The organism is Methylomonas fluvii (assembly GCF_014850975.1).
Classification (GTDB): Bacteria; Pseudomonadota; Gammaproteobacteria; order Methylococcales; family Methylomonadaceae; genus Methylomonas; species Methylomonas fluvii.
Map to the genome: position 1 here is coordinate 580,961 of NZ_JACXST010000001.1, position 24,084 is coordinate 605,044.

At 51.7% G+C, this 24,084-nt stretch carries 28 protein-coding genes; 8 read left to right on the forward strand and 20 right to left on the reverse strand.

What is annotated here, in order from left to right:
- Positions 1-7 precede the first annotated feature (7 nt).
- The 5 genes from EBB_RS02725 to EBB_RS02740 all read right to left on the reverse strand — a co-directional run bounded on the left by EBB_RS02725 (position 8) and on the right by EBB_RS02740 (position 3,226).
- Positions 8-259, reverse strand: coding sequence for a helix-turn-helix transcriptional regulator (locus tag EBB_RS02725; protein WP_229427525.1), 252 nt, complete (start codon positions 257-259; stop codon positions 8-10).
- A gap of 136 nt (positions 260-395) precedes the next feature.
- Complete coding sequence (locus EBB_RS02730; protein ID WP_192392354.1) at positions 396-944, reverse strand: hypothetical protein; 549 nt, start codon at positions 942-944, stop codon at positions 396-398.
- Positions 937-1,521: a tyrosine-type recombinase/integrase gene (locus EBB_RS25750; protein ID WP_223146788.1), complete on the reverse strand. Its 585-nt coding sequence runs from the start codon at positions 1,519-1,521 to the stop codon at positions 937-939. The genes EBB_RS02730 and EBB_RS25750 overlap by 8 nt, the downstream gene beginning before the upstream one ends.
- Positions 1,491-2,198 (reverse strand): tyrosine-type recombinase/integrase, encoded by a 708-nt coding sequence (locus EBB_RS25755; protein ID WP_223146789.1) that lies wholly within the window; start codon positions 2,196-2,198, stop codon positions 1,491-1,493. The genes EBB_RS25750 and EBB_RS25755 overlap by 31 nt, the downstream gene beginning before the upstream one ends.
- A gap of 176 nt (positions 2,199-2,374) precedes the next feature.
- On the reverse strand, positions 2,375-3,226 hold the full coding sequence (locus tag EBB_RS02740) for a YicC/YloC family endoribonuclease (protein ID WP_229427526.1): 852 nt from the start codon (positions 3,224-3,226) through the stop codon (positions 2,375-2,377).
- A 54-nt stretch (positions 3,227-3,280) separates the two neighbouring features.
- Between EBB_RS02740 and EBB_RS02745 the strand changes: the two genes are divergently transcribed.
- Genes EBB_RS02745 through EBB_RS02760 form a run of 4 tightly spaced genes read left to right on the forward strand, consistent with a single transcriptional unit; the run spans position 3,281 to position 6,644 of the window.
- Positions 3,281-4,186 carry a serine/threonine protein kinase gene (locus tag EBB_RS02745; RefSeq protein ID WP_192392356.1) on the forward strand — a complete coding sequence of 302 codons (906 nt, stop codon included), beginning with the start codon at positions 3,281-3,283 and terminating at the stop codon, positions 4,184-4,186.
- Positions 4,187-4,243: 57 nt separating this feature from the next.
- Positions 4,244-4,993: a ribonuclease PH gene (gene rph, locus EBB_RS02750; protein WP_033157559.1), complete on the forward strand. Its 750-nt coding sequence runs from the start codon at positions 4,244-4,246 to the stop codon at positions 4,991-4,993.
- 5 nt (positions 4,994-4,998) lie between these two features.
- Positions 4,999-5,586 (forward strand): RdgB/HAM1 family non-canonical purine NTP pyrophosphatase, encoded by a 588-nt coding sequence (gene rdgB / locus EBB_RS02755; RefSeq protein ID WP_192392357.1) that lies wholly within the window; start codon positions 4,999-5,001, stop codon positions 5,584-5,586.
- Positions 5,583-6,644 carry a phosphotransferase enzyme family protein gene (locus EBB_RS02760; RefSeq protein ID WP_192392358.1) on the forward strand — a complete coding sequence of 354 codons (1,062 nt, stop codon included), beginning with the start codon at positions 5,583-5,585 and terminating at the stop codon, positions 6,642-6,644. The genes rdgB and EBB_RS02760 overlap by 4 nt, the downstream gene beginning before the upstream one ends.
- A 373-nt stretch (positions 6,645-7,017) precedes the next feature.
- On the opposite strand, the gene EBB_RS02765 is transcribed toward EBB_RS02760, so the two are convergent.
- The 3 genes from EBB_RS02765 to EBB_RS02775 all read right to left on the reverse strand — a co-directional run bounded on the left by EBB_RS02765 (position 7,018) and on the right by EBB_RS02775 (position 11,160).
- On the reverse strand, positions 7,018-7,818 hold the full coding sequence (locus EBB_RS02765) for a helix-hairpin-helix domain-containing protein (RefSeq protein ID WP_225587213.1): 801 nt from the start codon (positions 7,816-7,818) through the stop codon (positions 7,018-7,020).
- A complete protein-coding gene (locus EBB_RS02770) occupies positions 7,743-9,740 on the reverse strand; it encodes a DEAD/DEAH box helicase (RefSeq protein ID WP_192392360.1) in 1,998 nt (665 codons plus the stop codon). The genes EBB_RS02765 and EBB_RS02770 overlap by 76 nt, the downstream gene beginning before the upstream one ends.
- A gap of 544 nt (positions 9,741-10,284) precedes the next feature.
- Positions 10,285-11,160 (reverse strand): AraC family transcriptional regulator, encoded by an 876-nt coding sequence (locus EBB_RS02775; RefSeq protein ID WP_192392361.1) that lies wholly within the window; start codon positions 11,158-11,160, stop codon positions 10,285-10,287.
- A gap of 139 nt (positions 11,161-11,299) precedes the next feature.
- Between EBB_RS02775 and EBB_RS02780 the strand changes: the two genes are divergently transcribed.
- From EBB_RS02780 to EBB_RS02790, 3 genes are all read left to right on the forward strand, one after another.
- Positions 11,300-11,881: a carboxymuconolactone decarboxylase family protein gene (locus tag EBB_RS02780; protein ID WP_192392362.1), complete on the forward strand. Its 582-nt coding sequence runs from the start codon at positions 11,300-11,302 to the stop codon at positions 11,879-11,881.
- A 28-nt stretch (positions 11,882-11,909) separates the two neighbouring features.
- Positions 11,910-12,512, forward strand: a complete 603-nt coding sequence (locus tag EBB_RS02785) for a cysteine hydrolase family protein (RefSeq protein ID WP_192392363.1) — start codon at positions 11,910-11,912, stop codon at positions 12,510-12,512.
- An 84-nt stretch (positions 12,513-12,596) separates the two neighbouring features.
- Positions 12,597-12,818 (forward strand): tautomerase family protein, encoded by a 222-nt coding sequence (locus EBB_RS02790; protein WP_192392364.1) that lies wholly within the window; start codon positions 12,597-12,599, stop codon positions 12,816-12,818.
- Between the two features lie 37 nt (positions 12,819-12,855).
- Here EBB_RS02790 and EBB_RS02795 read toward each other — a convergent pair whose 3' ends face one another.
- The 4 genes from EBB_RS02795 to EBB_RS02810 are packed head-to-tail and all read right to left on the reverse strand — an operon-like array spanning position 12,856 to position 17,124.
- Complete coding sequence (locus EBB_RS02795; RefSeq protein WP_192392365.1) at positions 12,856-13,482, reverse strand: TIGR04282 family arsenosugar biosynthesis glycosyltransferase; 627 nt, start codon at positions 13,480-13,482, stop codon at positions 12,856-12,858.
- Positions 13,483-13,485: 3 nt separating this feature from the next.
- Positions 13,486-14,277, reverse strand: a complete 792-nt coding sequence (locus tag EBB_RS02800; protein WP_192392366.1) for a sterol desaturase family protein — start codon at positions 14,275-14,277, stop codon at positions 13,486-13,488.
- Positions 14,277-14,960, reverse strand: a complete 684-nt coding sequence (locus EBB_RS02805; RefSeq protein WP_192392367.1) for a TIGR04283 family arsenosugar biosynthesis glycosyltransferase — start codon at positions 14,958-14,960, stop codon at positions 14,277-14,279. Before EBB_RS02805 ends, EBB_RS02800 begins: the two co-directional genes overlap by 1 nt.
- Positions 14,961-14,973: 13 nt before the next feature.
- Positions 14,974-17,124 carry a dihydrolipoyl dehydrogenase family protein gene (locus EBB_RS02810; RefSeq protein WP_192392368.1) on the reverse strand — a complete coding sequence of 717 codons (2,151 nt, stop codon included), beginning with the start codon at positions 17,122-17,124 and terminating at the stop codon, positions 14,974-14,976.
- A gap of 280 nt (positions 17,125-17,404) precedes the next feature.
- Between EBB_RS02810 and EBB_RS02815 the strand changes: the two genes are divergently transcribed.
- Positions 17,405-17,899: a MerR family transcriptional regulator gene (locus EBB_RS02815; RefSeq protein WP_192392369.1), complete on the forward strand. Its 495-nt coding sequence runs from the start codon at positions 17,405-17,407 to the stop codon at positions 17,897-17,899.
- Between the two features lie 177 nt (positions 17,900-18,076).
- On the opposite strand, the gene EBB_RS02820 is transcribed toward EBB_RS02815, so the two are convergent.
- The 8 genes from EBB_RS02820 to EBB_RS02855 form a co-directional block, all read right to left on the reverse strand.
- Positions 18,077-19,141, reverse strand: a complete 1,065-nt coding sequence (locus EBB_RS02820) for a cobalamin-independent methionine synthase II family protein (RefSeq protein WP_192392370.1) — start codon at positions 19,139-19,141, stop codon at positions 18,077-18,079.
- A gap of 60 nt (positions 19,142-19,201) precedes the next feature.
- Complete coding sequence (gene nrtS, locus EBB_RS02825; protein WP_223146790.1) at positions 19,202-19,501, reverse strand: nitrate/nitrite transporter NrtS; 300 nt, start codon at positions 19,499-19,501, stop codon at positions 19,202-19,204.
- 232 nt (positions 19,502-19,733) lie between these two features.
- On the reverse strand, positions 19,734-20,696 hold the full coding sequence (arsS, locus tag EBB_RS02830) for an arsenosugar biosynthesis radical SAM (seleno)protein ArsS (RefSeq protein WP_192392371.1): 963 nt from the start codon (positions 20,694-20,696) through the stop codon (positions 19,734-19,736).
- A 2-nt stretch (positions 20,697-20,698) separates the two neighbouring features.
- Complete coding sequence (locus EBB_RS02835) at positions 20,699-21,346, reverse strand: DUF3047 domain-containing protein (RefSeq protein ID WP_192392372.1); 648 nt, start codon at positions 21,344-21,346, stop codon at positions 20,699-20,701.
- A gap of 2 nt (positions 21,347-21,348) precedes the next feature.
- On the reverse strand, positions 21,349-21,825 hold the full coding sequence (locus tag EBB_RS02840) for an HvfX family Cu-binding RiPP maturation protein (protein ID WP_192393518.1): 477 nt from the start codon (positions 21,823-21,825) through the stop codon (positions 21,349-21,351).
- Positions 21,826-21,899: 74 nt separating this feature from the next.
- Positions 21,900-22,682, reverse strand: coding sequence for an HvfC family RiPP maturation protein (locus EBB_RS02845; protein WP_192392373.1), 783 nt, complete (start codon positions 22,680-22,682; stop codon positions 21,900-21,902).
- The gene (locus EBB_RS02850) at positions 22,679-23,551 is read right to left on the reverse strand and encodes an HvfB family MNIO-type RiPP peptide maturase (RefSeq protein ID WP_192392374.1); all 873 of its coding nucleotides are present in this window, start codon (positions 23,549-23,551) and stop codon (positions 22,679-22,681) included. Before EBB_RS02850 ends, EBB_RS02845 begins: the two co-directional genes overlap by 4 nt.
- Before the next feature lie 16 nt (positions 23,552-23,567).
- Entirely contained in the window at positions 23,568-23,894 is a 327-nt protein-coding gene (locus tag EBB_RS02855; RefSeq protein ID WP_192392375.1) for an HvfA family oxazolone/thioamide-modified RiPP metallophore, read from the reverse strand.
- Between the last annotated feature and the right edge of the window lie 190 nt (positions 23,895-24,084).

Genomic DNA, 24,084 nt, shown 5'->3' on the forward strand with positions numbered 1-24,084 from the left:
ACGCCACCTACGCCGCGTAAGAGCGCGCTGCTACCAAATCAGATACTAATTTTTTAATATCTGTTTCTGATTTTCCCGCGATTAGGGCTTTATTAACTAAATCAATTTCGTTGTCCGGCCAGGCTGATGCCTCACCTATTTTGATCGGTGGTGGGAGTAACCCGGCTTTGATTGCCCGGTAAAATGAAGTGCGCGGTCTGCCGGTTGCCTCGCTGGCAGCGGAGAATCGCAATAACTTGATTATGTTTTGGTTTGCCACTTTTAACCCCTTTTTGCTTGGGTCAGCGCGGAATGCGCTGGAACATGTGTGGCGTAGTTTTATTGTTTTGTAATTCTCAAATAAGGCAGCATATTTATTTTAATTTATATTCACCTGCCTATGCCATTGAATTTGTTTATATTTTTAACTCTCCATACCCGTCAATTGCTTCATCATCCCCTTGTTTCCAAGTCCACATCCGCCCATTATAAATAAGCTCGCCATTACTGATTTTAATGCCCCGCTTATCTAGCAAAACAATAATCCCAAGCGGCTCGGAATTCACAATAACTTTTGCATCACTTGGTATTTTGTGCATGTTCCGAGCCTTACGAATACTGCTATCATTTTCCAAGCCAAGTAACTCTGCTGCTAAATCCGTAGCTTTATTACTGAACTGGCCTTTTGCATTACCATTATTTGATTCAACAGTTTGAATTATGCGTTTCGATAAATGATAGGCAAGTGCGTAAGCTAGCATTTTATTGCCGGCCCTTTTCTTTCGCTGTTTTTTAAAAAATGCAACTGGAAGCACAATAGTTGCATTGCATGCTTTTTTCCCGTCAAAAAATACTTGACCAAAAGAAGTAACATCATCCTGATCACTATAATTTGTCATCAAGTCGAATTTTATCCGCTGGTCGTCAGATTCAATCTTCCATTTGATACTATCTAGCTTAGCCATTTTTCACCTTCCTGATGGGAGTGACATTCCATGACTTGCCTTTGTCACAAGCCTCCAGCAAGTTCGCCAGCTTTTGCAAAGCCGATTTACGTTCGTCAAAGTAATCATGGCGGTTGTAGATACCCTCGACGCCTTTGATTTTATGGTTAAGGCAACGCTCGGCAATATGAGAATCGACGCCAAGTGCGGCCAGGTGGGTACGGGCTGTGCGCCTAAAGTCGTGGATCGTGAAAGGTTCGACGCCGGGCATATTGGCTTTCACTTTGGACAGGGCCACATTCAATGTGTTTTCATGGATATACGGTAATCGCTGTTCCTGGTATTTCCGGGCCGGGAACAGGTATTCACCATCGGACAGCCGGATAATATCCCGCAGTAACTCAACCGCCTGTTTGGGTAGTGGGATAGTAATTTCAGCCTTGGTTTTGGTGTCGCTGGTGGTGAGTCGCCACGTAGCGTTATCCAGGTCGAACTGGTCGACACGCGCCGTTATCAGTTCGCCTTTTCTTACGGCCAACATCAATAAGAGCTTCATCGTCATTTCATTCATTGATGAAAAGCCCTTGGTTTTGCGCATGGCCTCGAACAGCGTAACCAATTCATCACGGGATAGCGCTCTATCCCTTGCTTCTTCCTTGCCGCCAGCGTCGGACAAGTCAAAAGCCGACGCCGGATTGAATTGGTGATATGGCGCTTGATGGCGAAATCGAACATACGCTTAGTCCATCGCAACACGTCGTTTGCGATGGTGGGCGCCCCACGCTCGACAATGGTTTCCAGCATCCTGGAAATATCCATCGGCTTTACATCCTCGACCGGAATTTTGCCGATATTCGGTTTAATGTCCTTCTCGATCCTAGCCCGGACAATGTTGGGATGCTTCCAACGGCCAAGAATAGTCTTGTTGAAATACTCCTCCGCCAGCTCCGCCACGGTGTAAGCGTTTTTAGCGGCTTCGATCTTGGCTAAGGCTTCCGCTTTGCGTTCCTGCTTTTCGCCTGCCACGTCATAACCTAGCGCCACACGTGCCCGCAGTTTTTTGGCTTGGCGGCGAGCTTCTGCCAAGGATAGGTCGGCGTATGTGCCAAGGTTCATGACTCGACGGACACCAGCGAACCGATAACGAAACCGCCAAACCGGTGTTGCCATGTCTTTACGAAAGCTCATAAACAAACCGCCACCGTCGCCGCGTTGTTCAAAACGTTCGCCGCTTTTAATCCATGCCCTGATTTGAATGTCTGTTAGTTCACGCATAGTAGCCTCCAGTGGTGGGCACCAGTAAAAGTGAAGGTTTTTGGTTGCTGGTGCCCTCACTGGTGCACGGGTATTATGCGCTTCCCTGGGACAATATGAAACTAATAGGCACAAAAAAGCCGCGAATTACGCGGCCTGTAGTGGGTTAGTGAGACTGTCCGGGACAGTCTGAAACTTCATTCAATATTTTGTATTTGCTCACGCATCTGTTCGATAAGCACTTTCAAATCGATGGAAATCTGCGTCATTTCCCGGTCGGCGGATTTGGAGCCCAAGGTGTTAGCCTCGCGGTTCATTTCCTGCATTAAAAAATCCAGGCGGCGGCCGGTGGGTTCCGGTTGTTTCAGGGTGCGCTGTACTTCGGCGACATGGGTTTCCAAGCGATCCAATTCTTCGGCCACATCCAGCTTTTGCGCCAGCAACACCAACTCCTGCTCCAAGCGATCAAAATTCGGCTCTGCGACCATCTCCAGCACCCGGCTGGTAAGCTTGCTACGCAGGTTATGCAGCACATCGGGCATACGTTTGTGGGCCGCTTCGACCAACAAATTAATCTTTTGACAGCGGTCTTCCAGAAGTTGCGCCAGTTGCGCACCTTCACGGGCGCGGGTTTCCAGCATTTTGTCCAGCGTTAAGTCCAGCAACCGGACGATTTTTTCGCGTAGCGCTTCCTTGTCGGTTTCGGTTTCTTGTTGCACCCCCGGAAACGCCAACACCTCCAGTGCGGAAAACGGCTGCGGATTGCTCATCAAGGTTTCGATACCGGCAGTAGCGGACAGCAGTTTTTCGATTATTTCCCGATTCACATTAAAGCTGTTGTCGCTGGCTTGTTTTTTGTAACTCAAGGCGCATTCGATTTTGCCGCGCTTGAGTTTGTCGGCAATCAGGCGGCGGGCATCGGCTTCGACAAAGCGCAGTCGCTCCGGCAACTTGACGCTAACATCGCTGTAACGATGGTTAACCGAACGTAATTCGCAAAGGATGGTCAGATTGTCGGCGCTTATTTCGCCGTCCGCGAAAGCGGTCATGCTTCTTATCATTTTTCACCTATAATCGTTACGCTTAACCCGCGCAGCTTGCACATGGCCGAATACTACGATCCAGAAACTTATCCCAAGGAATGGAATTACCTTCAATCGGGAACCATTATAGATCAGTACATGATCGAGCGGGAATTGGCGCACGGCGGTTTCAGCTCGGTGTATCTGGCCAGACAGTTGGCCGATCAAATTCAGGTGGCGATCAAGGAGTATCTACCGCGCAAACTGGCGCACCGCACCTGGAACAATCTAGTCGTACCCAATAATGAGGAGGCCAAGACGCTGTTCATGCGCGGCCGGGCGTTGTTTTTTGAGGAAGCCAAAGTGCTGGCGATGTTGAAGCACCACAATATCGTCGATGTGATTAATTTCTTCCAGGCCAACGACACCGTATATATGGTGATGACTTACGATTACGGCATCACGCTGGACAAAATCCTGCATAAACGCAGCCTGCCGATCAACGAAGCCTTCCTGCTGACGGTATTCAAGCTGTTGCTGACCGGCGTGGAAGCGGTGCACGAAAAAGGTCTGGTACATCTGGACATCAAACCCGCGAATATTCTGATCCGCAGTGAAAACGACCCCTTGCTGCTGGATTTTGGCGCCATCCGCAAAATCACGCTGGACCCGCAACGCAACCGCGCCAAGGTGTTGACCAACGGTTATTCACCTATCGAACAATACGATAACAATGGTAATCTCGGGCCGTGGTCGGACCTTTATGCGGTGGGCGCCAGCATGCGCGCCTGTCTGGATTATAAAATCCCGCAGCCCTCGCCGGATCGCATCAAACAGGACGATTTAGCACCGGCCGTGAAGGCGCATAAACGGCATTTTCCGGAGTATTTACTAAAAGCCATCGATTGGGCTATGGCGGTTTTTCCGGAGAACAGACCGCAAAGCGTGGCGGAGTTACAGCAGGCCCTCAGTCTCGGCAATAGTTAAAAATCCGCCCGGTAAAGCCAGTATAATGCCGGCAATTTATAGACCAGCGAGATGAATATGAGACCAAGCGGACGCAACCCCGATCAACTGCGCGAAATACGCTTTACCTGCAATTACACCAAACACGCCGAAGGTTCGGTGTTAGTGGAATTTGGCGATACTCGGGTTCTGTGCACCGCCAGCGTCGATAATAGCGTCCCGCGTTTTCTAAAAGGCAAAGGCGAAGGCTGGGTCACCGCCGAATACGGCATGTTGCCGCGTTCCACTCACAGCCGGATGGACCGCGAAGCCGGCCGCGGCAAACAAGGTGGCCGCACCCTGGAAATTCAACGCCTGATCGGCCGCTCCTTACGCGCCGCGATCGATCTGAAAGCCTTGGGTGAAAACACCATCACCATCGATTGCGACGTGATCCAGGCCGACGGCGGCACCCGCACCGCATCCATCACCGGCGGCTTTGTCGCGCTGTCGATTGCGATCGAACATCTGTTAAAAACCCACAAAATCAAGAAAAATCCGTTACACGGCCAGGTCGCTTCGGTATCGGTCGGTATTTACAACGGCGTGCCGGTGTTGGACTTGGACTATGCCGAAGATCACCAAGCCGAAACCGATATGAACGTGGTGATGAACGAAGCCGGCCACTTCATCGAAGTGCAAGGTACTGCCGAAGGCCATGCATTTAGAAAAGACGAACTTAACGCGATGCTGGAGTTGGCAGAGTTGGGTATCAATCAGCTGCTGGAAAAACAGCAAGCCGCATTGCGGGAAGCCAAAAAGCCCGCGCCGCTGCGAGTCGTGCTGTAAAAGAAATGAGTTCGATCGTTTTAGCCAGCGGTAATGCCGGCAAGATTCGGGAAATTCAGGCCATCCTGCAAAACGACCAAATCCTGCCGCAATCGCAATTCAACGTGGTCGAACCGGAAGAAACCGGCGCGACCTTCATCGAAAATGCCATCATCAAGGCCCGCAACGCCGCCGCACATTGCAACTTGCCGGCCATCGCCGACGATTCCGGTTTGGCGGTTGATGCGCTGGGCGGCGCGCCGGGGGTGATTTCGGCGCGTTATGCCGGCTTCGGCGCTTCGGACCAAGCGAATCTGGACAAGCTGCTGGAAGAAATGCGCGACGTGCCGGACGCAGAACGCAGCGCGCGTTTCATCTGCGTGATGGTCTATTTGCGCCACGCGTTGGACCCAACGCCCATCGTCGCTCAAGGTGTTTGGGAAGGCCGGATTCTGCGGCAGGCTGTCGGTGAAAACGGCTTTGGCTACGACCCGGTGTTCTGGGTCGAGCAATACCAATGCTCGTCGGCGCAACTAGCCCCGGAATTAAAAAACGCCCTCAGCCATCGCGGCCAAGCTTTGCGGGCGCTTAGCCAACAACTTGCCGGACTGTGAATCGGCTACAGCAGATAGCCGAACAATTTACCGGCCTCGGCAGCGACCCGCAGATCAGCCCGCTGGGTAACGGCTTGATCAACGACACCTATCTCGTCACCTCAAATAACGGCAGCCGCTTTGTGTTGCAAGGCCTGAACGGCCGAGTGTTTCCAGAACCGGAACGGGTTATCGCCAATCTGCAACGGCTGAATCGGCACATCGGCTCTCAGCGTGCCGCCGATGTGCATTTGCAAATTCCGGTCATGCTACCCACCTTGGAAGGTTCAGCGAGTTACCGGGACGACAGCGGCCAAGTCTGGCGGGCGTTGCAGTTAATCGAGCCCGCCGAGAGTCGCGAGCACATCAGCAACTCGGCGGAAGCCAGCCAGGTAGGTTTTGCCCTGGCGCACTTCCACAAACTATGCGCCAATCTGCCCGCCACTGAACTGCACGACACCCTGCCGGGCTTTCATATCACGCCAAGCTATTTTGAAACTTATCGGCAACGGCTGGCGCAGCCATTGCAAGTCATCGTCGATGCGGCATTTAACCAATGCCGGGATTTTATCGACCGGATGCAGCAACAAATCCCCGTCCTGGAACACGCAAAGCAGCGCGGCGAACTGCGCGAACGGGTAATCCACGGCGATCCGAAACTGAACAATTTTCTATTCGAACCCGGCAGCGACCGCATCGTCAGCCTGATTGATCTGGACACCGTCAAACCCGGCCTGGTGCACTACGACATCGGCGACTGCCTGCGCTCCTGCTGCCACAATCCCAGCAACAACGAATTCGACCTGGCCCGCTGCCAGACCATACTGGAAAGCTACCTGCAAGAAGCCGGCGAGTTTTTCACCGCCAACGACTACGACTATCTCTACCCGGCCATTTGGCTGATTCCGTTCGAACTGGGCCTGCGCTTTTTCAGCGATTACCTGGACGGTAACCAATACTTCAAAGTCAGCACACCCCGGCAAAACCTGGAACGGGCGCAGGCGCTATTTGACTTGTGCGGGAGTATTGAGCGGCAAAAAGGGGATTTACAGCAATTGTTAGCCAAGCGTACAGGTTGATGGCCTAGCCGCCTTGAGTTTTTAAAATTCCGAAGGGCGAATTTCCGTCGAAGGCTTGTTGCTGAACAATCAAAGTCACCAAGCCACTTGAATTTGCAACCCGACATAACGATGCCAGAATTGAGTGGCTGAATTCAGCAACTTCCAGTCGTCCGTCATGTGGTTATGACTATTTTATCTCCAGTGTAAGTCATGATTTGGCCGGCGAAGAGGCCGTGTCAACATGCTGGTTTAAATTAGGAACTGCATGGTCCTAGGGATCGCCTAGGTGATCTAGGATATGACCCGGGAGCAAGATAGCTTATGCAGGAATTAGATCTAAGAAGAGTCACTTATCGCAAACATAACCTCGATTCAATTTGAATTAACGCTTTCACTCTTGATAGGTGGGCTTACCACCTAGACGTTGCAAGTCACTCAAGCCAGGCTGTCCTAACCATTCCAAAAAAGACTGCGCAGATAATGAGCCTAGCAGCACACGCAAAACCCCCTCAATGAACACAGTATGTTCGATGAGGGTTATGTCATGCGCACCAGCGACCTTCTTCTTACAGGTTTCATCAAATTGGGGCTTACCAAGCGTCACACGCTTATAACTCCGGTCGTAATCTGCCGCTTTCTGAAGTACTGCCCAAGCCTCCTCCTTTCCAATCAACGGCACCTTCTTTTGAGTTGTTTTGCATTCTATTATGATCGTGATTGTGCCCAGTTGTACCATCAGGTCAGGATCGTTCTGGCGTTTGCCATCATCTATTTCAGTGACGACCCAAGAAGGCTCCTCTCTCAAGAGAGCTGCTATAGCGGCCTCATAGGGGGTGCCAAGCTGCGCGTTACATTCATTTACCAACTCGTCGACCCCAACGGATTTTGCGACTCGCGAATGTGCGTGTTTTAGTCGATCCTCTGTTATGCCGGATACCGAGGAGACTGCTTGAACCAGTGCCTCGGCACGTGTTTGATGACGTAAGATTGAAGTCAGTTTGTCAATGCTGATTGTCAACACGTCTTTGAGCGTTGTAATTCCTTGCGCTACTAGAGCCATAGCGCGCTGTCTTCCCAAACCGGGAACCTGGTGTTTCTGGGCGATACGCAAAACATCTAATGCTTCAGGGGGGCACCCCAACGAACCATTCGCGACAACATTGCCAAATGGTTCGTCACATTCTGTGAACATTGGAATTCAGGCACGCATGAGAGCTTTTGAAAACCTTCTAGTACCCACGCAACATCATTTGAGAGTCGGTGCAAATTCCCGGAAGTGACGTTAGTCCGGTGAGCGATCTTTCTTTCCTGTTCTCCTTGAGAAAATAGCAGAATCGCATGTGCGCACTGAGCTAACTGCAAATTTGCAGGGTCCAATCTTACAAGCAGATCTAAGCCTCGCAAGAACGACAGCGACTCATATTCCTCTCTTTGAAAAGTTAGAAAGCGAGTTCGGTGTTCACCTATAAATTCTTCGCTGGACACGGCAGCATGGATTAATCCTGGAATTGCATTCTCAAACGCGTCTTCCAAGCGATTTCGGTGTAAATCTAAGAGTTTTGCAAATTGAACTGCTGTAGAGGGTAATAGCCCTGTTGTTGCAGTTACTGCACCAAATGGCGTTACCAAAAGCTCCGTTCCTTCACTGGTAATCAAACCGTGATCCAACAGCCAGTTGATTGCATCGACCGTCTTCGCTTCCAATGCTTGAAGTTTTATTGGATTGGTTTCAAGTGTTTGGTACCAATACAGCGTATTTCTGAAGAAGCCCATGACGGACTCAAGACTGCCCACAAGACCAGCGGCAAGTAGAGCCAAAATCGTTTTTCTCAATCCGACTGAGAAGTATCGGGATTCGAGCCGGTCATTCTCAGGAAGGACAAGTTGTTTCGCGTGTTCAAGTTCAACATTATTTCTCGGAAGAATGACCGAGTATCCGACTTCATGCATCCCTAAGCGACCGGCTCGTCCAGACATGTTTCGATAATCCCATCTGGCGATGCGCGTACCGCTTCTGTCACCCCACTGGTACGTTAACTTCCAGAACAAAATAGTGCGAAAAGGAAAATTCACACCCGCTGCTAGAGTCGTCGTAGCGAAGCATACATCTATATCACCCTCGCCGATTCCACGCTCAATTACCTGTCTTTCCTGAGGCGAAAGGTCAGCCGTGTGAAACGTAACGTGGCGCTCCGCATTTGCACGAAGACTATTGGATGATTCGGTAGGCTCAGAGAAAAGCTCTAGCTGATTCGATAGCTCGATGCCCCGACTCTGCTTAGGCCGCCTCTGAGAAAAAGATTCCGCTAATTGTGTCGCTTCCCGGCGAGATTCAGTGAACACAAGAATGGGTCCTCGATCAAGCTCCAAAAGCTTAGAAACCACATCTTCTATATTAAAAGGCGCTCTGCCACCAACATCGACTATCTCACCTTGTTCTTGACCAAAAGTCGTTGCGTATGCTTCACCGTTGAACCAAATTTCCTGATGCAGCGGAATATCACGATGAATACTCGAAACCAGATTACATTCCATCCATCCAGCCAAATCTTCCGCATTTTCCACAGTAGCTGTTAACGCAATGAACTGACCGATACCACGTTGCCGGAGCGCTGAACACAAGGTCTCGATTTCGGGTCCTCTGCCATCCTCACGAAGGATCTGAAGTTCGTCCGCAATGACAACTGAATCATTGGGTCGAAGCTGTCCAGCCAACAATAAACCCAACGCTTTTTCATAAGTCGCGATCATGAACTGAGCATCAATATCGCCCTCCTCACGATCACCAGTACTTAGGCCAACCGGAGCCAAAGGTATTGGCGCTTCATCCCCAAAGCGTTGACGAAAATCGAGATACTTTTGATCGGCAAGTGCTTTATGTGAGACCAGATAAATGATTCGCCTACCATTCCGAAGACCGGCGAGAGCCGCAATTTCACCAACGAGTGTTTTTCCAGAAGATGTCGGTGCGCTAACGATTATGCTCTCTCCCTGTATTACGCCAGCCTCTAATGCTCGCTGTTGAATAACAGTAAGCGACTGAATTCCCCAACTCGTTAATATTCCCTTGATGAAATCATCAAATCCGTTTGCTACTACTGACTGAATTTCCATTGTTTTCCTTAGAATCTTTCTGATGCTATTAGTAACAGCCAATCTACTTCATTGTTTTACGTTCCAAAGCTGCACCCAAACGCCACCAATCGACGATTGGTTTATTCATTCTGACCATCTATACCATTTGTTCCAACTCAAAAAAAACCAGATTCCCATAGGGTTACCTGGTTTTCTAAGGTGTTATTGAGAATTTAGCAGTAGGTGAAATTGCCGCATTATTTCACTATCTATGTCACTATTTTTTCACTAACTTGGCACACTTTTCACTAATTGTGGCATCCGACTGTCAGATCTCATAATTGATGAAAAATTGACCTTCATAAAAATCAACCAGTTGCATAAATTATGAGATTTTCATTTCTTTAAAAAATCTCACAATTAGAGGTTAAAGGCTAACAAAATCTCACAATTTATGAAATGCTGGCCGGCAAGTCCCGGCCAAAACCAGACATCCAAAATAACTCAAAATCAATCTGTTGAATGGCTGCATTTGAGTCAAGTTCGGTCTTTCAAGATCTAACACTCTCTTTTCGACAAATTTCTAAACGCGTCTAAATGTGCCGGGTGCAACTCCAATATGGCGTTTGAAGGCCTTGCTGAAGGCCGGCACCGACTCGTAACCGCTTCGTTCAGCTACGCGCTCCACGGTCATGTTCGGCTCCAGCAACCAGTGCGCAGCGATTTGCAAGCGCCATATGGTTAGATATTCGATGGGAGAATGGCCGATCAAGGCGGCAAATTTCTCCGACAACACTGACTTGGAAACACCAGCTTGGGCGCATAATGTGTTGAGAGTCCATGCTTGCCAAGGCTGTTCGTGAATCAAGCCCAGCGCTTTGGCCAAGCGCTTATCCTGCATGGCCGCAAATACGCCCTTCCGCACCAAGTCTTGCTCGATGCAATGACGAATCGCCAATACGAACAAACTATCGCACAAGCGCTCCACGACTGAATCGCTGCCAAAACGCGGCGTTGAGGTTTCGCTAATCACCAGTTCGAGCAATCGCGTCAAGATTGTTCCGGCCTCGGTTTGCCGAATCACGATTTCGGCCGGTAGCGCTTGCCACAACAGGGATTTTGGGGCGGCCAGTCGAATTTCGCCGCAAACGAAACCGGCTTCGCCATCCTGCCAAGCTGTCATCCTATTGTCGCATTCATCGGCGGGCAAATCCTCGGCGCTATACGACAGAAAATGCCGGGCAGCGTGCGGCAAAAACAGGATCAAATCGCCGGTGTCCAGCGTCAATGGATCAGGCCAACTTGGTGAGTGGACAAAACCTCGTCCCTTGCTGACCAAGTGAAACCAGACCGAGGTTTCCGAATTATGGTCCATCAACCAACGTCCGCACACCCCACCCGAATAGACCAATTTGGCGTGCAGATTCAAGCCGTTGATCAACGGCGTCAAGGCATCCATCGTTTACTCCCGGAATATCGGACAAGTACGCCGGAAGCGTGCGCATGGGATGAAGCAATGGTTTTTCTTAACCTATTCCCGTCGAAACGAATTCGCATCGGCATTACACCTCATGTTTTTAAATTAAAGGAGAGACAGCATGTCCCAATTTCAAATTCATTCCATCCTGACCGCCAATGCTACGGCAAAACCTTTACTGGAAGGCTCGCTGAAAAAATACGGCTTCGTGCCCAATTTGCACGGCGGCTTGGCCGAAGCGCCGGCGGCACTGACAGCCTATATCGAATTAACGGCCTTGTTCGATCAAACCTCGTTTAGTCCGACAGAACGGCAAGTCATTTTGCTGGCCGTTAGCGTCGAAAACCATTGCACTTATTGTGTCGCCGCGCACTCGATGATCGCCAAACACATGGCCAAGGCAGATCGGGCGATCGTCGAAGCCCTGCGCAACGGCAAACCGCTGCCGGATAGCAAATTAGAAGCCTTGGCCGGCTTTACCCGCTCGGTGGTGAAAAATCGCGGCGTAGTTTGCGGGCAAACCTTGGACAAATTTATCACGGCGGGCTACAGCCGGGCGCAGGTATTGGAAGTGTTGCTGGGCGTGGCGTTCAAAACCTTGAGCAATTACACCAACCATATTATCCATGCTCCGCTGGATACCGCTTTTCAGGCCGAAGCCTGGGAAGAGCCCGCGCAATGCAGCAGTCGGCAGTGTGCTTGATCGTTTGACTCATCAATAGGCAAACACCATGAACTCAAAACAAACCGCAGTGGTTTTATTAGAACTGCAAAACGACTTTCTAACTGAAGGCGGCAAACTTTACCCGTTATTGAAGTCGGTATTAGAAACCTACGATGTCAAAGCCCACCAAAATCTGTTGATTCGGGCGGCACGGGCTAGCGGTATGCTGATCGTGCATGTGCCTATCGGCTTCTCGGCCGATTACCGGGAAATGGGCGATGCGCCATACGGCATTCTGCAGGCGGTAAAAAATGCCGGTGCCTTGATCAAGGATACCTGGGGCAGTGCGATTGCCGACGGTGTCGATATTCAATCCGGCGATATTGTGATCGAGGGCAAATCAGGCATCGACGCCTTCGCCGGCACGCATCTGGATTTTGTTTTGCGAACGCATGGCATCACCACCATCGCACTGGCAGGACAACTAACCAATATTTGTATCGAATCCACGATGCGCGCCGCTTACGACAAGGGCTATCGCGCGATCGGGATTACCGATGCAACCGCAACCATCGGCTTGGAGCAGTACGATGCTTCGATCGAACATAACTGGCCGATGTTCAGCGAGCCCATGACTCATCGCCAATTTCTGGATCGGGTCGCGGCATAAGCGCATGCCAGGATGCGTCGCTTCTTTCGAGTTGGCGCATCCTGACTTCTTTAAATACTTAGACATTAAATCAGGAGTTACACCATGCCACTCGTACAAATCAAAGGCATCAGCGGCTATTTGTCGCTACAACAAAAACAGGACATCATCAGCAAAGTCACCGATGCTATCGTCTCGGTTGAAGGCGAAGGACTGCGTCCGGTCACCTGGGTATTGATCGAAGATGTCGCGTCAGGCGAATGGGGCGTTGGCGGACAACCCGTGACCACCGACGCAATAAGGTCAATGAGTCAAGGTAATCCGTAAATTCAAGGTTTTGGGCGCGGCGGAGCTTTCTGCCGCCTCAGTCATTTACCAACAGTAAATAGCGTTGCCAATCTTGGTAAGTATCTACATCCCATTGACTGTCCAGTTCGTACAGGTTCAAACCGATGTCCTTTACCCGGCTACGGGTAATGGTCATCACCTGGTCATGTCCCCAGCTCATGTCGCTAAACAATCGCGATTGCACCTGGTTTAAGCCGATCATGACGTAACCGCCATCGTCCGCCGGCGCGATGACTGCGTCATAACCTGCGCGTAACTTTAGCAATGCCCGATGCAAATCGTCGGCGGAAAGACTGGGGCAGTCGCAACCCATCAGCACGGCGTGCTGGTATCTGCTCAATGCATCCGAGAAGGCTTGCTGCATACGTTCGCCCAAGTCGGTGCCGTGTTGTACCTTCAGAGCCAGCGGATAACGTCGCGCGCAATCCTGAAAAAAGTCATGGCCGGTGTCCGGCGCACAGTGTAGTTCCACCGCGCAGAAAGGCTGCTGAAAAGCCCGCTGCAAGGTCATGTCGGTCAACCGCCTATGGGCATGAGCCGCTTGCTCCGCGCTTAAGGCCGGTTGTAGACGGGTTTTGACTTGGCCAGGGATTGGGGCTTTGCAAAAAATCAGTAGCACGCTGTCGGGAAATGGATAAGCCATGGCTCAGTGCTTGCGCAAAGGTCGAAACGGCATGGCTAATAACTGAAAGAAACCCAGCTCATGTCGGTCGCGAAATCCGTTCAAGCCAATAGTCATCTCAGCTTGTGGTTGCTGCGATTGATGGCAGTAGGTCTTGAACAGGCGGTCCCAGCACGACAAGGAAAATCCAAAATTGCTGTCGGTTTCCTGTTGCCGGGCGGAATGATGAATCCGGTGCATGTTCGGCGTGACCAACAGATAACGCAGCATCCGCTCGACCAGCGGCGGCAGGCTGACATTACCGTGGTTGAACAACGCGCAGCCATTCAGGATGATTTCGAACGCGATGACGGCCATAGGATCGGCACCGAGTACTATCACTAGCAATACTTTGTAAGCCATGGACAGCATGATCTCGATCGGATGAAAGCGCACCGCGGTGGAGGTGTCGAAATCAAGGTCGCTGTGGTGGACTTGATGCAAACGCCAAAACCATTGCCAACGATGGGCTGCGACATGTTGTGCGTAAATCGCCAGATCCAGTAATAGCAGGCTGAGCAAAATATTTAGCCAACCGGGTACGGCCAGGTGATTTAACAGGCCAAGATGTTGCACCACGGCCCAGTTCGCTGCCGACCAGGCCGCCGCGCCGATGCTGATCCGCATCACGCCGACATTCAATGCCGCCAAACCGAGATTGATCAGCCAGCGTTGACGGCGAGGGATGCGCAAATGCCGCGTGGGACTTAGCGCTTCCCAAATCGCCATCAACAACAAAATGCCGATAAACACGCCAAAGCGCAGCATGGCTTCCATCATCGTCTCCCGTAATAACGCATCGCCAGATCATCTGGATCGGCACCGAAAAAATAGGCTAAGCGTAGCCGCCACATCAGTAGGATGGTTTTGCATATACCCTGCTGGAGCCAGCGCCGTTCCGAAGTCTGCACCTTGGCTTTTAAGCAACAGGGTTTACCGAGTTTTTTCAGCTTGTTGCTGATCGCAATATCTTCCATCAACGCAATCGCCGGAAATCCACCTACCGCTACAAATGCTGGTCGGGTCATGAACACCGCTTGGTCACCGGTGGCAATGCCGGTTAGCCGCGAGCGCTGATTCATCATGAAGGCAATCAATTTGAAGATGGGTTTGGGATTGTCGAATGCCACGTCGAAACGTCCCCAGTGGAATCCTTCGGCTATGGCTTGGCTAATCAAATCCATCGCATTATTCGGCAATCGGGTATCGGCATGTAAAAACAGCAGAATCTCCGCCTCAGCTTGTAAAGCGCCCGCATTCATTTGCATGGCCCGGCCGCGAGGGCCGAGTATAACCTTGTCGACCAGAGACTTCGCAATTTCCGGGCTGTCATCGTGACTGCCGCCGTCGACCAGCAGCAGTTGGCAACGATCACGAAATCCCTGCAAAGCTTGTAGTTTGCCGGCGAGATGTCCTGCCTCGTTGAGTACCGGGACAACGATAGTGGCTTGATAAGTCATTCTAATTCATCCCTCAGGCGTTGCGCCGCCAAGTATGATAACGGCCCAGCCATGCCAGTACGCGCTGGGGCGCGTGATTGCGCTTCCAGACGCCGGCCGCATATTTATTGGCTTCCGCCAGGGTCGGATAGATATGGATGGTGCCGAGGATTTTATTCAAGCCGATGCCGTGTTTCATCGCCAGCACGAATTCGGCCAGCAAATCGCCGGCATGTGCGCCGACAATCGTGACACCGAGAATTTTATCCTTGCCCGGCACGGTCAGCACTTTGACGGAGCCATGAGCTTCGCCGTCGGCAATCGCCCGATCCAGGTCGGCTATGCCATAGGTAGAGACTTCATAAGCGACGTTCTGCGCTTGCGCCTCCAGTTCGTTCAAACCGACGCGAGCGACTTCCGGATCGGTAAAGGTCGACCAGGGAATCACTGAATAATCGGTGCGAAACTTTTTGAAGGGGGCAAACAGGGCATTCACCGCCGCATACCAAGCTTGATGGGCCGCTGTGTGGGTAAACTGGTATGGCCCCGCTACATCGCCGACCGCATAAATGTTGAGGTAATTGGTTTGCTGGAATGGATTGGTGTCCAAGGTTTTGCGCGGCGACAAGGCGATGCCCAGTTCTTCCACGCCGTATCCCTGCACATTGGCCGCGCGGCCAAGCGCTACCAATACCTTGTCAAAGGCAATCCTGACCGTCTGGCCGGCATGTTCGGCCAGCAGAATATGTTCGCCGTTGTCGATGACAAAATGCTTGGCGGTGTGATTCAGCCTGACATCTACGCCTTCCTGGCGAAACCGCGTTTGTACCGATTCGGATACGTCGACGTCTTCCCGAGCCATGAGGCGTGGCGCCATTTCCACTTGGGTGACCTGGCAACCCAGGCGATTGAAAGTTTGCGCCAGTTCGCAGCCAATCGGGCCGCCGCCCAGCACTAATAAGCACTTCGGTTTTTTTCGCAGTTGCCAGACCGTGTCGGAGGTCAGATAGTCGATATCGGCCAATCCCGGAATCGGCGGCACGAAGGGCCGGGCGCCTGCGGCGATGACGATAGCGAGGCTGGTGATAGTTTTGACGCCGTCTGTTGTCGTGACTTCCACCGCCCAGGGCGAAACGATTTTGGCCGAGCCTTCGATGACCTCCACACCCAGTTTGGTATACCGTTCGACGGAATCATGATGCGCTACGGTGTTGATCACCTGTTGCACCCGCTCCATCACGACAGCAAAATCAAATTCAACCTCGGCTTTGGCGATGCCGAACTCGGATGCACGTTTGATATGCGACAGCAACTTGGCCGAACGAATTAGCGCCTTGGATGGCACACAGCCGGTATTCAAACAGTCGCCGCCCATTTTGTGCTTTTCGATCAGCGTGACTTTGGCTTTGACAGCAGCAGCGATATAAGCCGACACCAAACCGCCGGCGCCCGCGCCGATGACAATTAGGTTATTGTCGAAACGCGCCGGTTTGGTCCAGCGCGGGTAGACTTTGCGTTTTTGAATGACTTCTAGCATTTTCTTCGCCCCTAATGGAAACACACCAAGCAAGGCAAACGAACCCAACAAAGCCGGTGAGAGAATAGCGGACAGGGAGTCGATTTTCGCCAACTGGGTACCGGCATTGACGTAAACCAAGGTGCCTGCCAGCATACCGACTTGGCTGACCCAGTAAAACGTTCTGGTCTTAATGGGCGTCAAACCCATCGCCAGATTGATCATGAAGAACGGGAACAACGGCACCAAACGCAAGGTAAACAAATAAAACGCGCCGTCGCGTCTTACGCCCTCGTCTATAACCTGCAAACGGGGGCCGAAGTGGGATTTGACCCAGTCGCGTAATAAAAACCGTGCAGCCAAAAATGCCAGCGTTGCACCAATGCTGGAAGCAAATGAGACGATCAGTGTCCCCCAGAGCAAACCGAACACTGCGCCACCGGCCAGCGTCAATATCGTCGCCCCTGGCAGCGACAATCCAGTGACCGCGATATACAACGTGGCATAAGTGGCTGCCGCCAGCAATGGGTGAACCTGGCCGTAATTGGCAATGCCGGTTTGCCGGGCTTTTAAATTTTCCAGTGTCAGATAGTGCGGCAAATCCAGTGCAAAAAAAGCCGCCATCAACGCAGCAATACCCAGCAATAACAAGATTTTGGAGGTTTTCATGCAAACTTACCGCTTCTGAGTGGGTGAGGCTTCAATGGGTGTTTGCATGTTGTCTGGGTAAACATCTACGTTCCTTAAATACTGTTGGGCTTGCCTGTTAGTCGTGTTTGTCTGTCATTCCTGACAACGATCTCAGCAAATCTAATTTCACCAGCTTAATAAACATCATCGCCGCTTAGTAGATAAAGATGTTTGCAGGCATTTCAGGTAGGCAAAATTTGTGTTCGGTTGATGCAATACCTACACTATGTGACGTCTACTTTATATTTTGTCACCCATTATGCGCCTGCCGCCTAAACACCAGCGCGATGTTCTTAAAATCGGTGAAGTGGCCGACGAACTCGGCACTACGCCAAGAACGATTCGCCTGTACGAGGAACTAGGACTGATCGTCCCCGACCGCACCGAAGGCGGCACACGTCTTTATGCCCGGAAAGATTTGAAGCGCATGGCTATCGCGTTGCAGCTTGGTCGTGTCGGTATCGAATTGGAATCAGTACAAAAGCTAGCTCAAACCCGGCAGCTATGTGCTTCCGGGAAAGAAGCATCAGCCGCGATGCAGCCACTCCTGCATGATTTGCGCAGCAGAATACGGGGATTGTTGGATGATCTGGAGGAACTGGATCGCGATCTGGAGCGGGCGGACATGTTGATCCGCCAATGCGGGAATTGCGCCAATCGCCCCAATCGCCAGGATTGCCCGGAATGTCCGGTGAATAAAAACGTCGATTTGACAAGCATAGGGCGCCTGGTTTGGGATCCCAGTTGTCCGTAACCGGGTTGCCGGGCCATTTCAAATATTACGTTAATGCAGCTTATTGGTGTAGGTCGTAATCCGATGGAACTTAATTATCGTAGCCTTATTACGTCGCATGCATTCGATTAACATTTGGTGCATTACCCGTTAGTCATTGCACCTTGTAGCCTGTTCAAACCACAAATCGCACCGCTTTCAGCTATTCAAGACCTTAGCAGCCAGTTCCGTGCCGATAACGCGGGCCTTGATTTTGGCGAATGCCGTGTCCCGGCCGGTCGATGTGTCGTCTTCGAAAGGCGAAAAGCCGCAGTCGTCGGTGGAGCCGAGCTGATGCAGCGGGATGTACTCAGCGGCGCGCAATACGCGGTCCCGCACCAATTCCGGTTCTTCCACGTCGGGATTCAGCACGTCGATCACGCCGACAAACACCCGCTGGTTGGGACGAAGATTGTCCTTGACGATAGCCAACACGTGCTCTGGCTCTTTTTCGTTAGCCATCTGCATGTAGAAATTACCGGCGTTGAGCTGGAACAAATTCGGTAGCAGCTCGGCGTAATCGACATCGGCGCTGTGGGTGGAATCATGGTCGCCGCCGGGACAGGTATGCACGCCGATGCGTTGGCGTTGTTCCGGGGTAAAGTGTGCCAATACCCGGTTGTTCAAGTCGATAAACTGCCGCAGCAATTGCTTGGATGGATCGAGTTTGACCGACAATCGCCCTTCGGTGAAATCGATTTGCACATGGTGTGCGCCTTGGTCCAAACAGCCGCGAATATCCGCTACCGTTTCCTTGACCAAGTCATCGATGAACACTTCTCGTGAGTAACCGGTTATGCCTTCTGGCGGATAAAGCAGGCTCAAGGCGGAAGCCGAAATCACCGCCTGTTTGAGCGGGCGCGTGGTATAGCGTTTGGCGGCCTGCACAAATGCGCCGGCATAGACGCCGTAGCGAAACGGTCCCGTGGTTAATCGGGGCAATTGCCGGGTATGGCCATCGGCAAATGGAATCACGATGCCGTCTTCGGCGATATTGTGTAAACCTTGCAACGGGTAGGTGGCGAAGCTGGACTTGGTCTGTTCACCATCTGAGATCACCAGCGAACCCGTGTCCGCAAAACGTTGTAAAGTGTCGCGCACCGCTTCGTCGTAGCAGGCATCGAGTCGTTGTTGCGATAGTCGGCCCGCGCGAAACTCCCGCAGTGCTTCGAGCAATTGCGGCGGACGGGGAATACTGCCTATGGATTCGGTGGGTATGGACATGGAGTGTTCCTGTATAGCGTTAAGTGGTTGCGGGGCTAAGGTCAAGGGAATGGGCTGGCTTTACGGGTCTGTCCGTTGATGAGCAATCGTGGTTAATGCGCCGTAAGTAGACACCAGAAAAGGCACGTTATAGGTTAATAGCGCCTTGACCACATCGAGACTCTGCATCGCCGGGTAATCGAAAGACAACAGACCGAGCACGGCTTGCGGTTGATTGATCAGATTCAACAGAGTGCCAACGACAAAGGCGACCTTGCCGGAGCGGCGGTATATGTCTAGCCGGGTGGCCGTGCGATGCAGATCAAGTAATTTTGCAAAGCAATTTCCTACTGCGTCATTGCAACCCATCCACTTAAACATCCAGGATCACCTCTAACAAAAATGTAGATTTGGAGCGCGCTGTATGGCAAAAATCAATGCGCATAAATCCATGCAATTAAGCGCTGGCGATAAAAAGGATAGGTCACGCTCTTTGTTCAAAATATACCATTAAGGTTATATTTTGCAAAATCTCGCACGTTTTATTCAATGCACAAAACCATCCAAGCAAGCGCTTTTGCATTGCTTGCTTAAGCGCGGATAAGGACAAAGTTCAGGCCAAGGCCCCGCCGCAACTGCTGCCTTGGCCGGCGGTACAACCGTAACAATGGGCGGCGGTGGCGATCGGTGCGTCTTGCAGTTGTGCGAGCGACAACTCGCTGATATGTAGTCTGGGTTTGGCTACGGCGCCTAATGGCAAATCCAGCATCTGATTGAAATCACAGTCGTAGACGTAGCCTTGCCAGTCGATGCTGAGGGTATTTAGGCACATCAGGTTTTCAAGGTTGTCGGCGCGAAAGCTGCTTTTCAGTAAAGTCAGATAAGATTCGAAGCGGCCATGGCTGATCAAGGTGCTGCCGAAACGCTGAATCGGCATGTTGGCGATGGCAAACAGGCGGTTGAAGACGATGCCGTAGTGTTGCTGCAAGTGCTGTTTGTATGCTTGTTCCAGTTGCTGCTGGTCAGGCGGCAACACGGCGTCTTGTGGGTTGAAAACCAAATTCAACTCCAACCCGCTGTCAGGCTGACCATAACCCAAGCGATTCAGGCGCTGCAAGGCTGCCAGACTGTCTTTGAACACGCCTTTGCCGCGTTGTTTGTCGACATTGTCTTCCAAATAACATGGTAAGGAAGCCACAATCTGTACCTGCTGCAGAGCTAAAAAATCTGCCAAGTCTTCGTAACCGGGCGCTTCCAGAATAGTCAGATTGCAACGGTCAATTACCTCGATGCCAAGATCACGCGCGGCTCGCACCAGATACCGAAAATCGGCATGCATTTCCGGTGCGCCGCCGGTCAAATCCAGCGTGTGAATGTTAGCGGCTTCGGCCAAAGCCAGTACCTGATCAACGGTCTCCCGTCTCATCATCTCGGTGCGATTGGGGCCGGCATTGACATGGCAATGCACGCAACTCAGATTGCACAAATAGCCCAGATTGACTTGCAAGACTTCCAACGGCTTGCGGAATAGGGCCGGAAAGTCGCTGTCGATCAGCAGAGGTTTGGTGTCGTGCATGCTTAGTCCTTGGAAAACCAGATGTCGCCGTAAACAGCAGACACCGAGCCATTGCTATTGTCGGTATCGGTCATGATGGCGACGGCATCGATAGTGCTGATGTCTTCACCGAATAGTTTCTTGAAATCGGCCCGGACATTGCGTTTTTCGGCTTGCCAAACATTTAGTGAGGCTTCCGGCCCGTGTAAAGCCATCATCATCGCATGATCACCGGCAAAAGCATTAGGCCAGACTGTATCCTTTTTTGTGTTACCGGCCCAAACATAATTGATGGCCTTGGTTTGCCAAAACGCCAGCCCGCCTTTGACCACCACATACACCCGCGCCGCGTAATCGTCGCCTGCCTTGCTTTGTTCATTCAAGCCGGTCAAACGATTGCCGATGCGCCACGACCAGTTCAGGAACGGGGTTTGTTCCAGGTCGATGACTTGCTCTTTGAACATGCCGGAACCGGCGGCACGACTATCGGCCGTCAATACCGTCACGCCATCGACAGCTTGTAGACGGTATTGAGTTTCGCCTTTGAAGCTTTTATGCTCCCAACCCTCCAGGCGATTTTGGCTGAATTCGCCGATAGGCAATTTGTTATCGGCAACCGCCGCGTGATTTAGCGAGAGCATCGTTAAAAATATCCACCAGAATTTTTTCATGTTTAATCTGCTGTGCGTTGTTTCAACCCATTATCAATAGCCAAGCCGCCACTGCCACTCAGCATCAGCGAACCGAGCATGAACAAATAAACCAACGGCAATTTGTAATTGCCATAACCTTGATCGGTGATGGCATAGCCTTTCCATAATTCGGCCAGCGTGTGCCATTCGGCTGGCCAATGCACGGCGGCGATGGCAACCACGGTCAACACCATCAACGCCGCACTGAAAAAGCGGGTCATGAATCCCAGTATCAACGCAATTGGGGCGATGATTTCTATACCGGTTGCCAAGGTCCAACTAAAGTCCGTGGGCAATATGCTGAACGGAAATGGGAAGCTCAGGTCGGCAAACCAATTCTCGCCATGGAGTTTTTCCAGGCCGGCTTCGCCGAACTCGTAAGCCAGCAACAGACGAAGAAAAATTGGCGCCAGGCCCTGTAAGTTTCTGTCGAAATAGCCAGAAAGCCAGTTTGGCATAGTACATAGCCGTTCGATACAGGAAGGAATCAAACAGGCTTTACAAGGGGCTTGGACGGATTTAGCGAGGTCGTTCATGAGTGAGGCTCCAAAGTCCAAACCGGGCGAATGTCGATAATCGCGCCCTGGCTATGTAGATCGACCAGAATCTGCTGACCGAATTGCGTGAGTTCTAAAAATGGCGCGTCTGGGAGTTCGCCGCCACTCATGGCTTGCAAGGCCTGTTGCCCGGTCAAGCCGTTATTTAACAACAGGATCAGCTTGGCTGTGGCCATATTCAGGGTTACAAACTGCACTTGATCATCGCTATCGCGAAAACCCAGGATATGAATTGCCGTGGTCTGTGGTTCGCTAGGCAAAAAGTTTGGTCCAATGTCCTGCACCGGCCATTGGTAGCACAGCAATTGCATGACCGGTGCAAACACAGGCACATTGGCCAGTAATTCGGCATCGGACAACTGCTTTCGCGTGACCGGCTCCGCCTCGGCAATTGACAGCTGTAATTCGATCCATTCGAACTGCGCCAGTTCGGCCAGAAACGGCCAATCATCCAGATGCTCACGTTCCTGTTGCAGATACTGCAAAAATTCGTCGGGAATCTGCCGGTAATACGGCGTCAGGCAGCGATGTTTTGCGATGAAATTCAGCAGCAACGCCCGCCATTTATCTTTAGATAATATGCTGCAGATGACCGGAAAGCAGGCCGTCAGGCTCTCGTCGAATTTGTTATAGAGCAGATCGACATACACGGCCAGTCTCTCAGGGGCGAAGCCTGCAGGTAGCTGCGCTGTTTGCGGTTGCCGCAAGTAATGCAGAAACTGCCGTTGCTGCTGTTGAAAAGCCGGTGTTGGGTTCATGCCGCCTCCTCGCTGAGGACATGTGCGTTGCGGCAGAGCCGATGAGTATTTTGCAAGTCACGAATCCGTTCTACTTCGACCAATAACTCGGCCAAGGGTGGAATATTGCTATCCCGTTCCACTAAGGTCGGAAACACGCCAAAACTTCGATAAGCCTCGGCCAGCAAGTCCCAAACCGGTGCTATGGTATTCTGGCCGTGGGTGTCGATGATCAAGCCGGATGGCTCCAGGTCGTGACCGGCCACATGCCCATAAACGATGCGCTCGCCGGGCAAGCCGCGTAAAAACGCCACCGGATCGTAGCCGTGGTTAACGCTGTTGACATAAATATTGTTCACATCCAGATGCAGGTAACAGTCGGCTTCGGCCAATACCGCATTGATGAAAGTCAGTTCGTCCATCTCCGCCTGTGGCGGCTGCACGTAGTAAGAGGCGTTTTCCAAAGCAATCGGTCGTTCCAGAATCTCCTGAGTCTGGCGAATCCGGTCGGCGACATGTTTGACCGCCTGTTCGGTAAACGGGATCGGGTATAAGTCGTAAAAATGGCCTTCGTCGCTGCAAAAACTCAAGTGTTCGGTGTACAGGGCAAAATCGTGACGATCGAGAAATTGTTTCAGTTCGCCTAAAAAGCCGGTATCGAGCGGCGCGGGGCCGCCCAACGACAAGGCCAAACCGTGCGCCACGAAACGGTGACGCTCGGTCAGACTGCGAAATTGCTTGCCGAGCTGACCGCCGACGCCCACCCAGTTTTCCGGCGAGACTTCAAAAAAATCGATGCCGTTCGGTACGCCGGTTTGCAACGCGGGCAACAGCGCCCGGCGCAAACCCAAACCGGAACCCGCAAGGCCGAAAGGATAGTCAGTGGTCATCGGCGCTTCCTCCGGCTTATTTCGCGGTTTTACCGCTGCAACCCCCTTCAAGCATCTTGCCGCTACAACCGGCTTCCGGCATTTTGGCACTGCAACCACCCTCGGCGCCTTTCATGTCTTTCATTTTGTTGGCGCCGCATTTGCCTTCACCACATTTACCTTCCTTCATCTTTGCGCTGCAACCGGCTTCGGCAGACTTGCCGTCCGCCGCAGCCAATTGTTGAGAGGGATTGATGCTGGACATCGCAAACGGATTTTCGCCGGCTTGAATGACGGGCGCCGCGCTCATCAATGTTGAAGCCAACGCGCTGCTTAATGTCAAAGACAAGGTTTTTTTGTTCATGGTGTTCTCTCCGGTAGGTTAATGAATGATCAGGACAAGCAACAATGCTTTCCTACCTCATCAGTCGGAGTCGGTTTGGATTCCTTACAAAATGTTTCGTCCTGTGTACGCATGAAGTCAGCGTTAAGAAACTTCAAAGCATATTGTAAGGAAAATCGGTTAAGTTGCGACTTAATCAATGGTCAAGCCC

What these genes read in the sequence shown, in the direction of transcription:
- EBB_RS02780 (WP_192392362.1), top strand. Translation starts at nt 11,300, where the DNA reads ATGTCCCAATTTCAAATTCATTCCATCCTGACCGCCAATGCTACGGCA.
- arsS (WP_192392371.1), bottom strand. Translation starts at nt 20,696, where the DNA reads ATGCACGACACCAAACCTCTGCTGATCGACAGCGACTTTCCGGCCCTA.
- EBB_RS02795 (WP_192392365.1), bottom strand. Translation starts at nt 13,482, where the DNA reads ATGGCTTATCCATTTCCCGACAGCGTGCTACTGATTTTTTGCAAAGCC.
- rdgB (WP_192392357.1), top strand. Translation starts at nt 4,999, where the DNA reads ATGAGTTCGATCGTTTTAGCCAGCGGTAATGCCGGCAAGATTCGGGAA.
- rph (WP_033157559.1), top strand. Translation starts at nt 4,244, where the DNA reads ATGAGACCAAGCGGACGCAACCCCGATCAACTGCGCGAAATACGCTTT.
- EBB_RS02765 (WP_225587213.1), bottom strand. Translation starts at nt 7,818, where the DNA reads ATGTTCACAGAATGTGACGAACCATTTGGCAATGTTGTCGCGAATGGT.
- EBB_RS25755 (WP_223146789.1), bottom strand. Translation starts at nt 2,198, where the DNA reads ATGCGTGAACTAACAGACATTCAAATCAGGGCATGGATTAAAAGCGGC.
- nrtS (WP_223146790.1), bottom strand. Translation starts at nt 19,501, where the DNA reads ATGTTTAAGTGGATGGGTTGCAATGACGCAGTAGGAAATTGCTTTGCA.
- EBB_RS02775 (WP_192392361.1), bottom strand. Translation starts at nt 11,160, where the DNA reads ATGGATGCCTTGACGCCGTTGATCAACGGCTTGAATCTGCACGCCAAA.
- EBB_RS02815 (WP_192392369.1), top strand. Translation starts at nt 17,405, where the DNA reads ATGCGCCTGCCGCCTAAACACCAGCGCGATGTTCTTAAAATCGGTGAA.
- EBB_RS02800 (WP_192392366.1), bottom strand. Translation starts at nt 14,277, where the DNA reads ATGGAAGCCATGCTGCGCTTTGGCGTGTTTATCGGCATTTTGTTGTTG.
- EBB_RS02850 (WP_192392374.1), bottom strand. Translation starts at nt 23,551, where the DNA reads ATGACCACTGACTATCCTTTCGGCCTTGCGGGTTCCGGTTTGGGTTTG.
- EBB_RS02740 (WP_229427526.1), bottom strand. Translation starts at nt 3,226, where the DNA reads ATGACCGCTTTCGCGGACGGCGAAATAAGCGCCGACAATCTGACCATC.
- EBB_RS02770 (WP_192392360.1), bottom strand. Translation starts at nt 9,740, where the DNA reads ATGGAAATTCAGTCAGTAGTAGCAAACGGATTTGATGATTTCATCAAG.
- EBB_RS02840 (WP_192393518.1), bottom strand. Translation starts at nt 21,825, where the DNA reads ATGCCAAACTGGCTTTCTGGCTATTTCGACAGAAACTTACAGGGCCTG.
- EBB_RS02820 (WP_192392370.1), bottom strand. Translation starts at nt 19,141, where the DNA reads ATGTCCATACCCACCGAATCCATAGGCAGTATTCCCCGTCCGCCGCAA.
- EBB_RS02805 (WP_192392367.1), bottom strand. Translation starts at nt 14,960, where the DNA reads ATGACTTATCAAGCCACTATCGTTGTCCCGGTACTCAACGAGGCAGGA.
- EBB_RS02730 (WP_192392354.1), bottom strand. Translation starts at nt 944, where the DNA reads ATGGCTAAGCTAGATAGTATCAAATGGAAGATTGAATCTGACGACCAG.
- EBB_RS02835 (WP_192392372.1), bottom strand. Translation starts at nt 21,346, where the DNA reads ATGAAAAAATTCTGGTGGATATTTTTAACGATGCTCTCGCTAAATCAC.
- EBB_RS25750 (WP_223146788.1), bottom strand. Translation starts at nt 1,521, where the DNA reads ATGCGCAAAACCAAGGGCTTTTCATCAATGAATGAAATGACGATGAAG.
- EBB_RS02745 (WP_192392356.1), top strand. Translation starts at nt 3,281, where the DNA reads ATGGCCGAATACTACGATCCAGAAACTTATCCCAAGGAATGGAATTAC.
- EBB_RS02845 (WP_192392373.1), bottom strand. Translation starts at nt 22,682, where the DNA reads ATGAACCCAACACCGGCTTTTCAACAGCAGCAACGGCAGTTTCTGCAT.
- EBB_RS02855 (WP_192392375.1), bottom strand. Translation starts at nt 23,894, where the DNA reads ATGAACAAAAAAACCTTGTCTTTGACATTAAGCAGCGCGTTGGCTTCA.
- EBB_RS02790 (WP_192392364.1), top strand. Translation starts at nt 12,597, where the DNA reads ATGCCACTCGTACAAATCAAAGGCATCAGCGGCTATTTGTCGCTACAA.
- EBB_RS02810 (WP_192392368.1), bottom strand. Translation starts at nt 17,124, where the DNA reads ATGAAAACCTCCAAAATCTTGTTATTGCTGGGTATTGCTGCGTTGATG.
- EBB_RS02785 (WP_192392363.1), top strand. Translation starts at nt 11,910, where the DNA reads ATGAACTCAAAACAAACCGCAGTGGTTTTATTAGAACTGCAAAACGAC.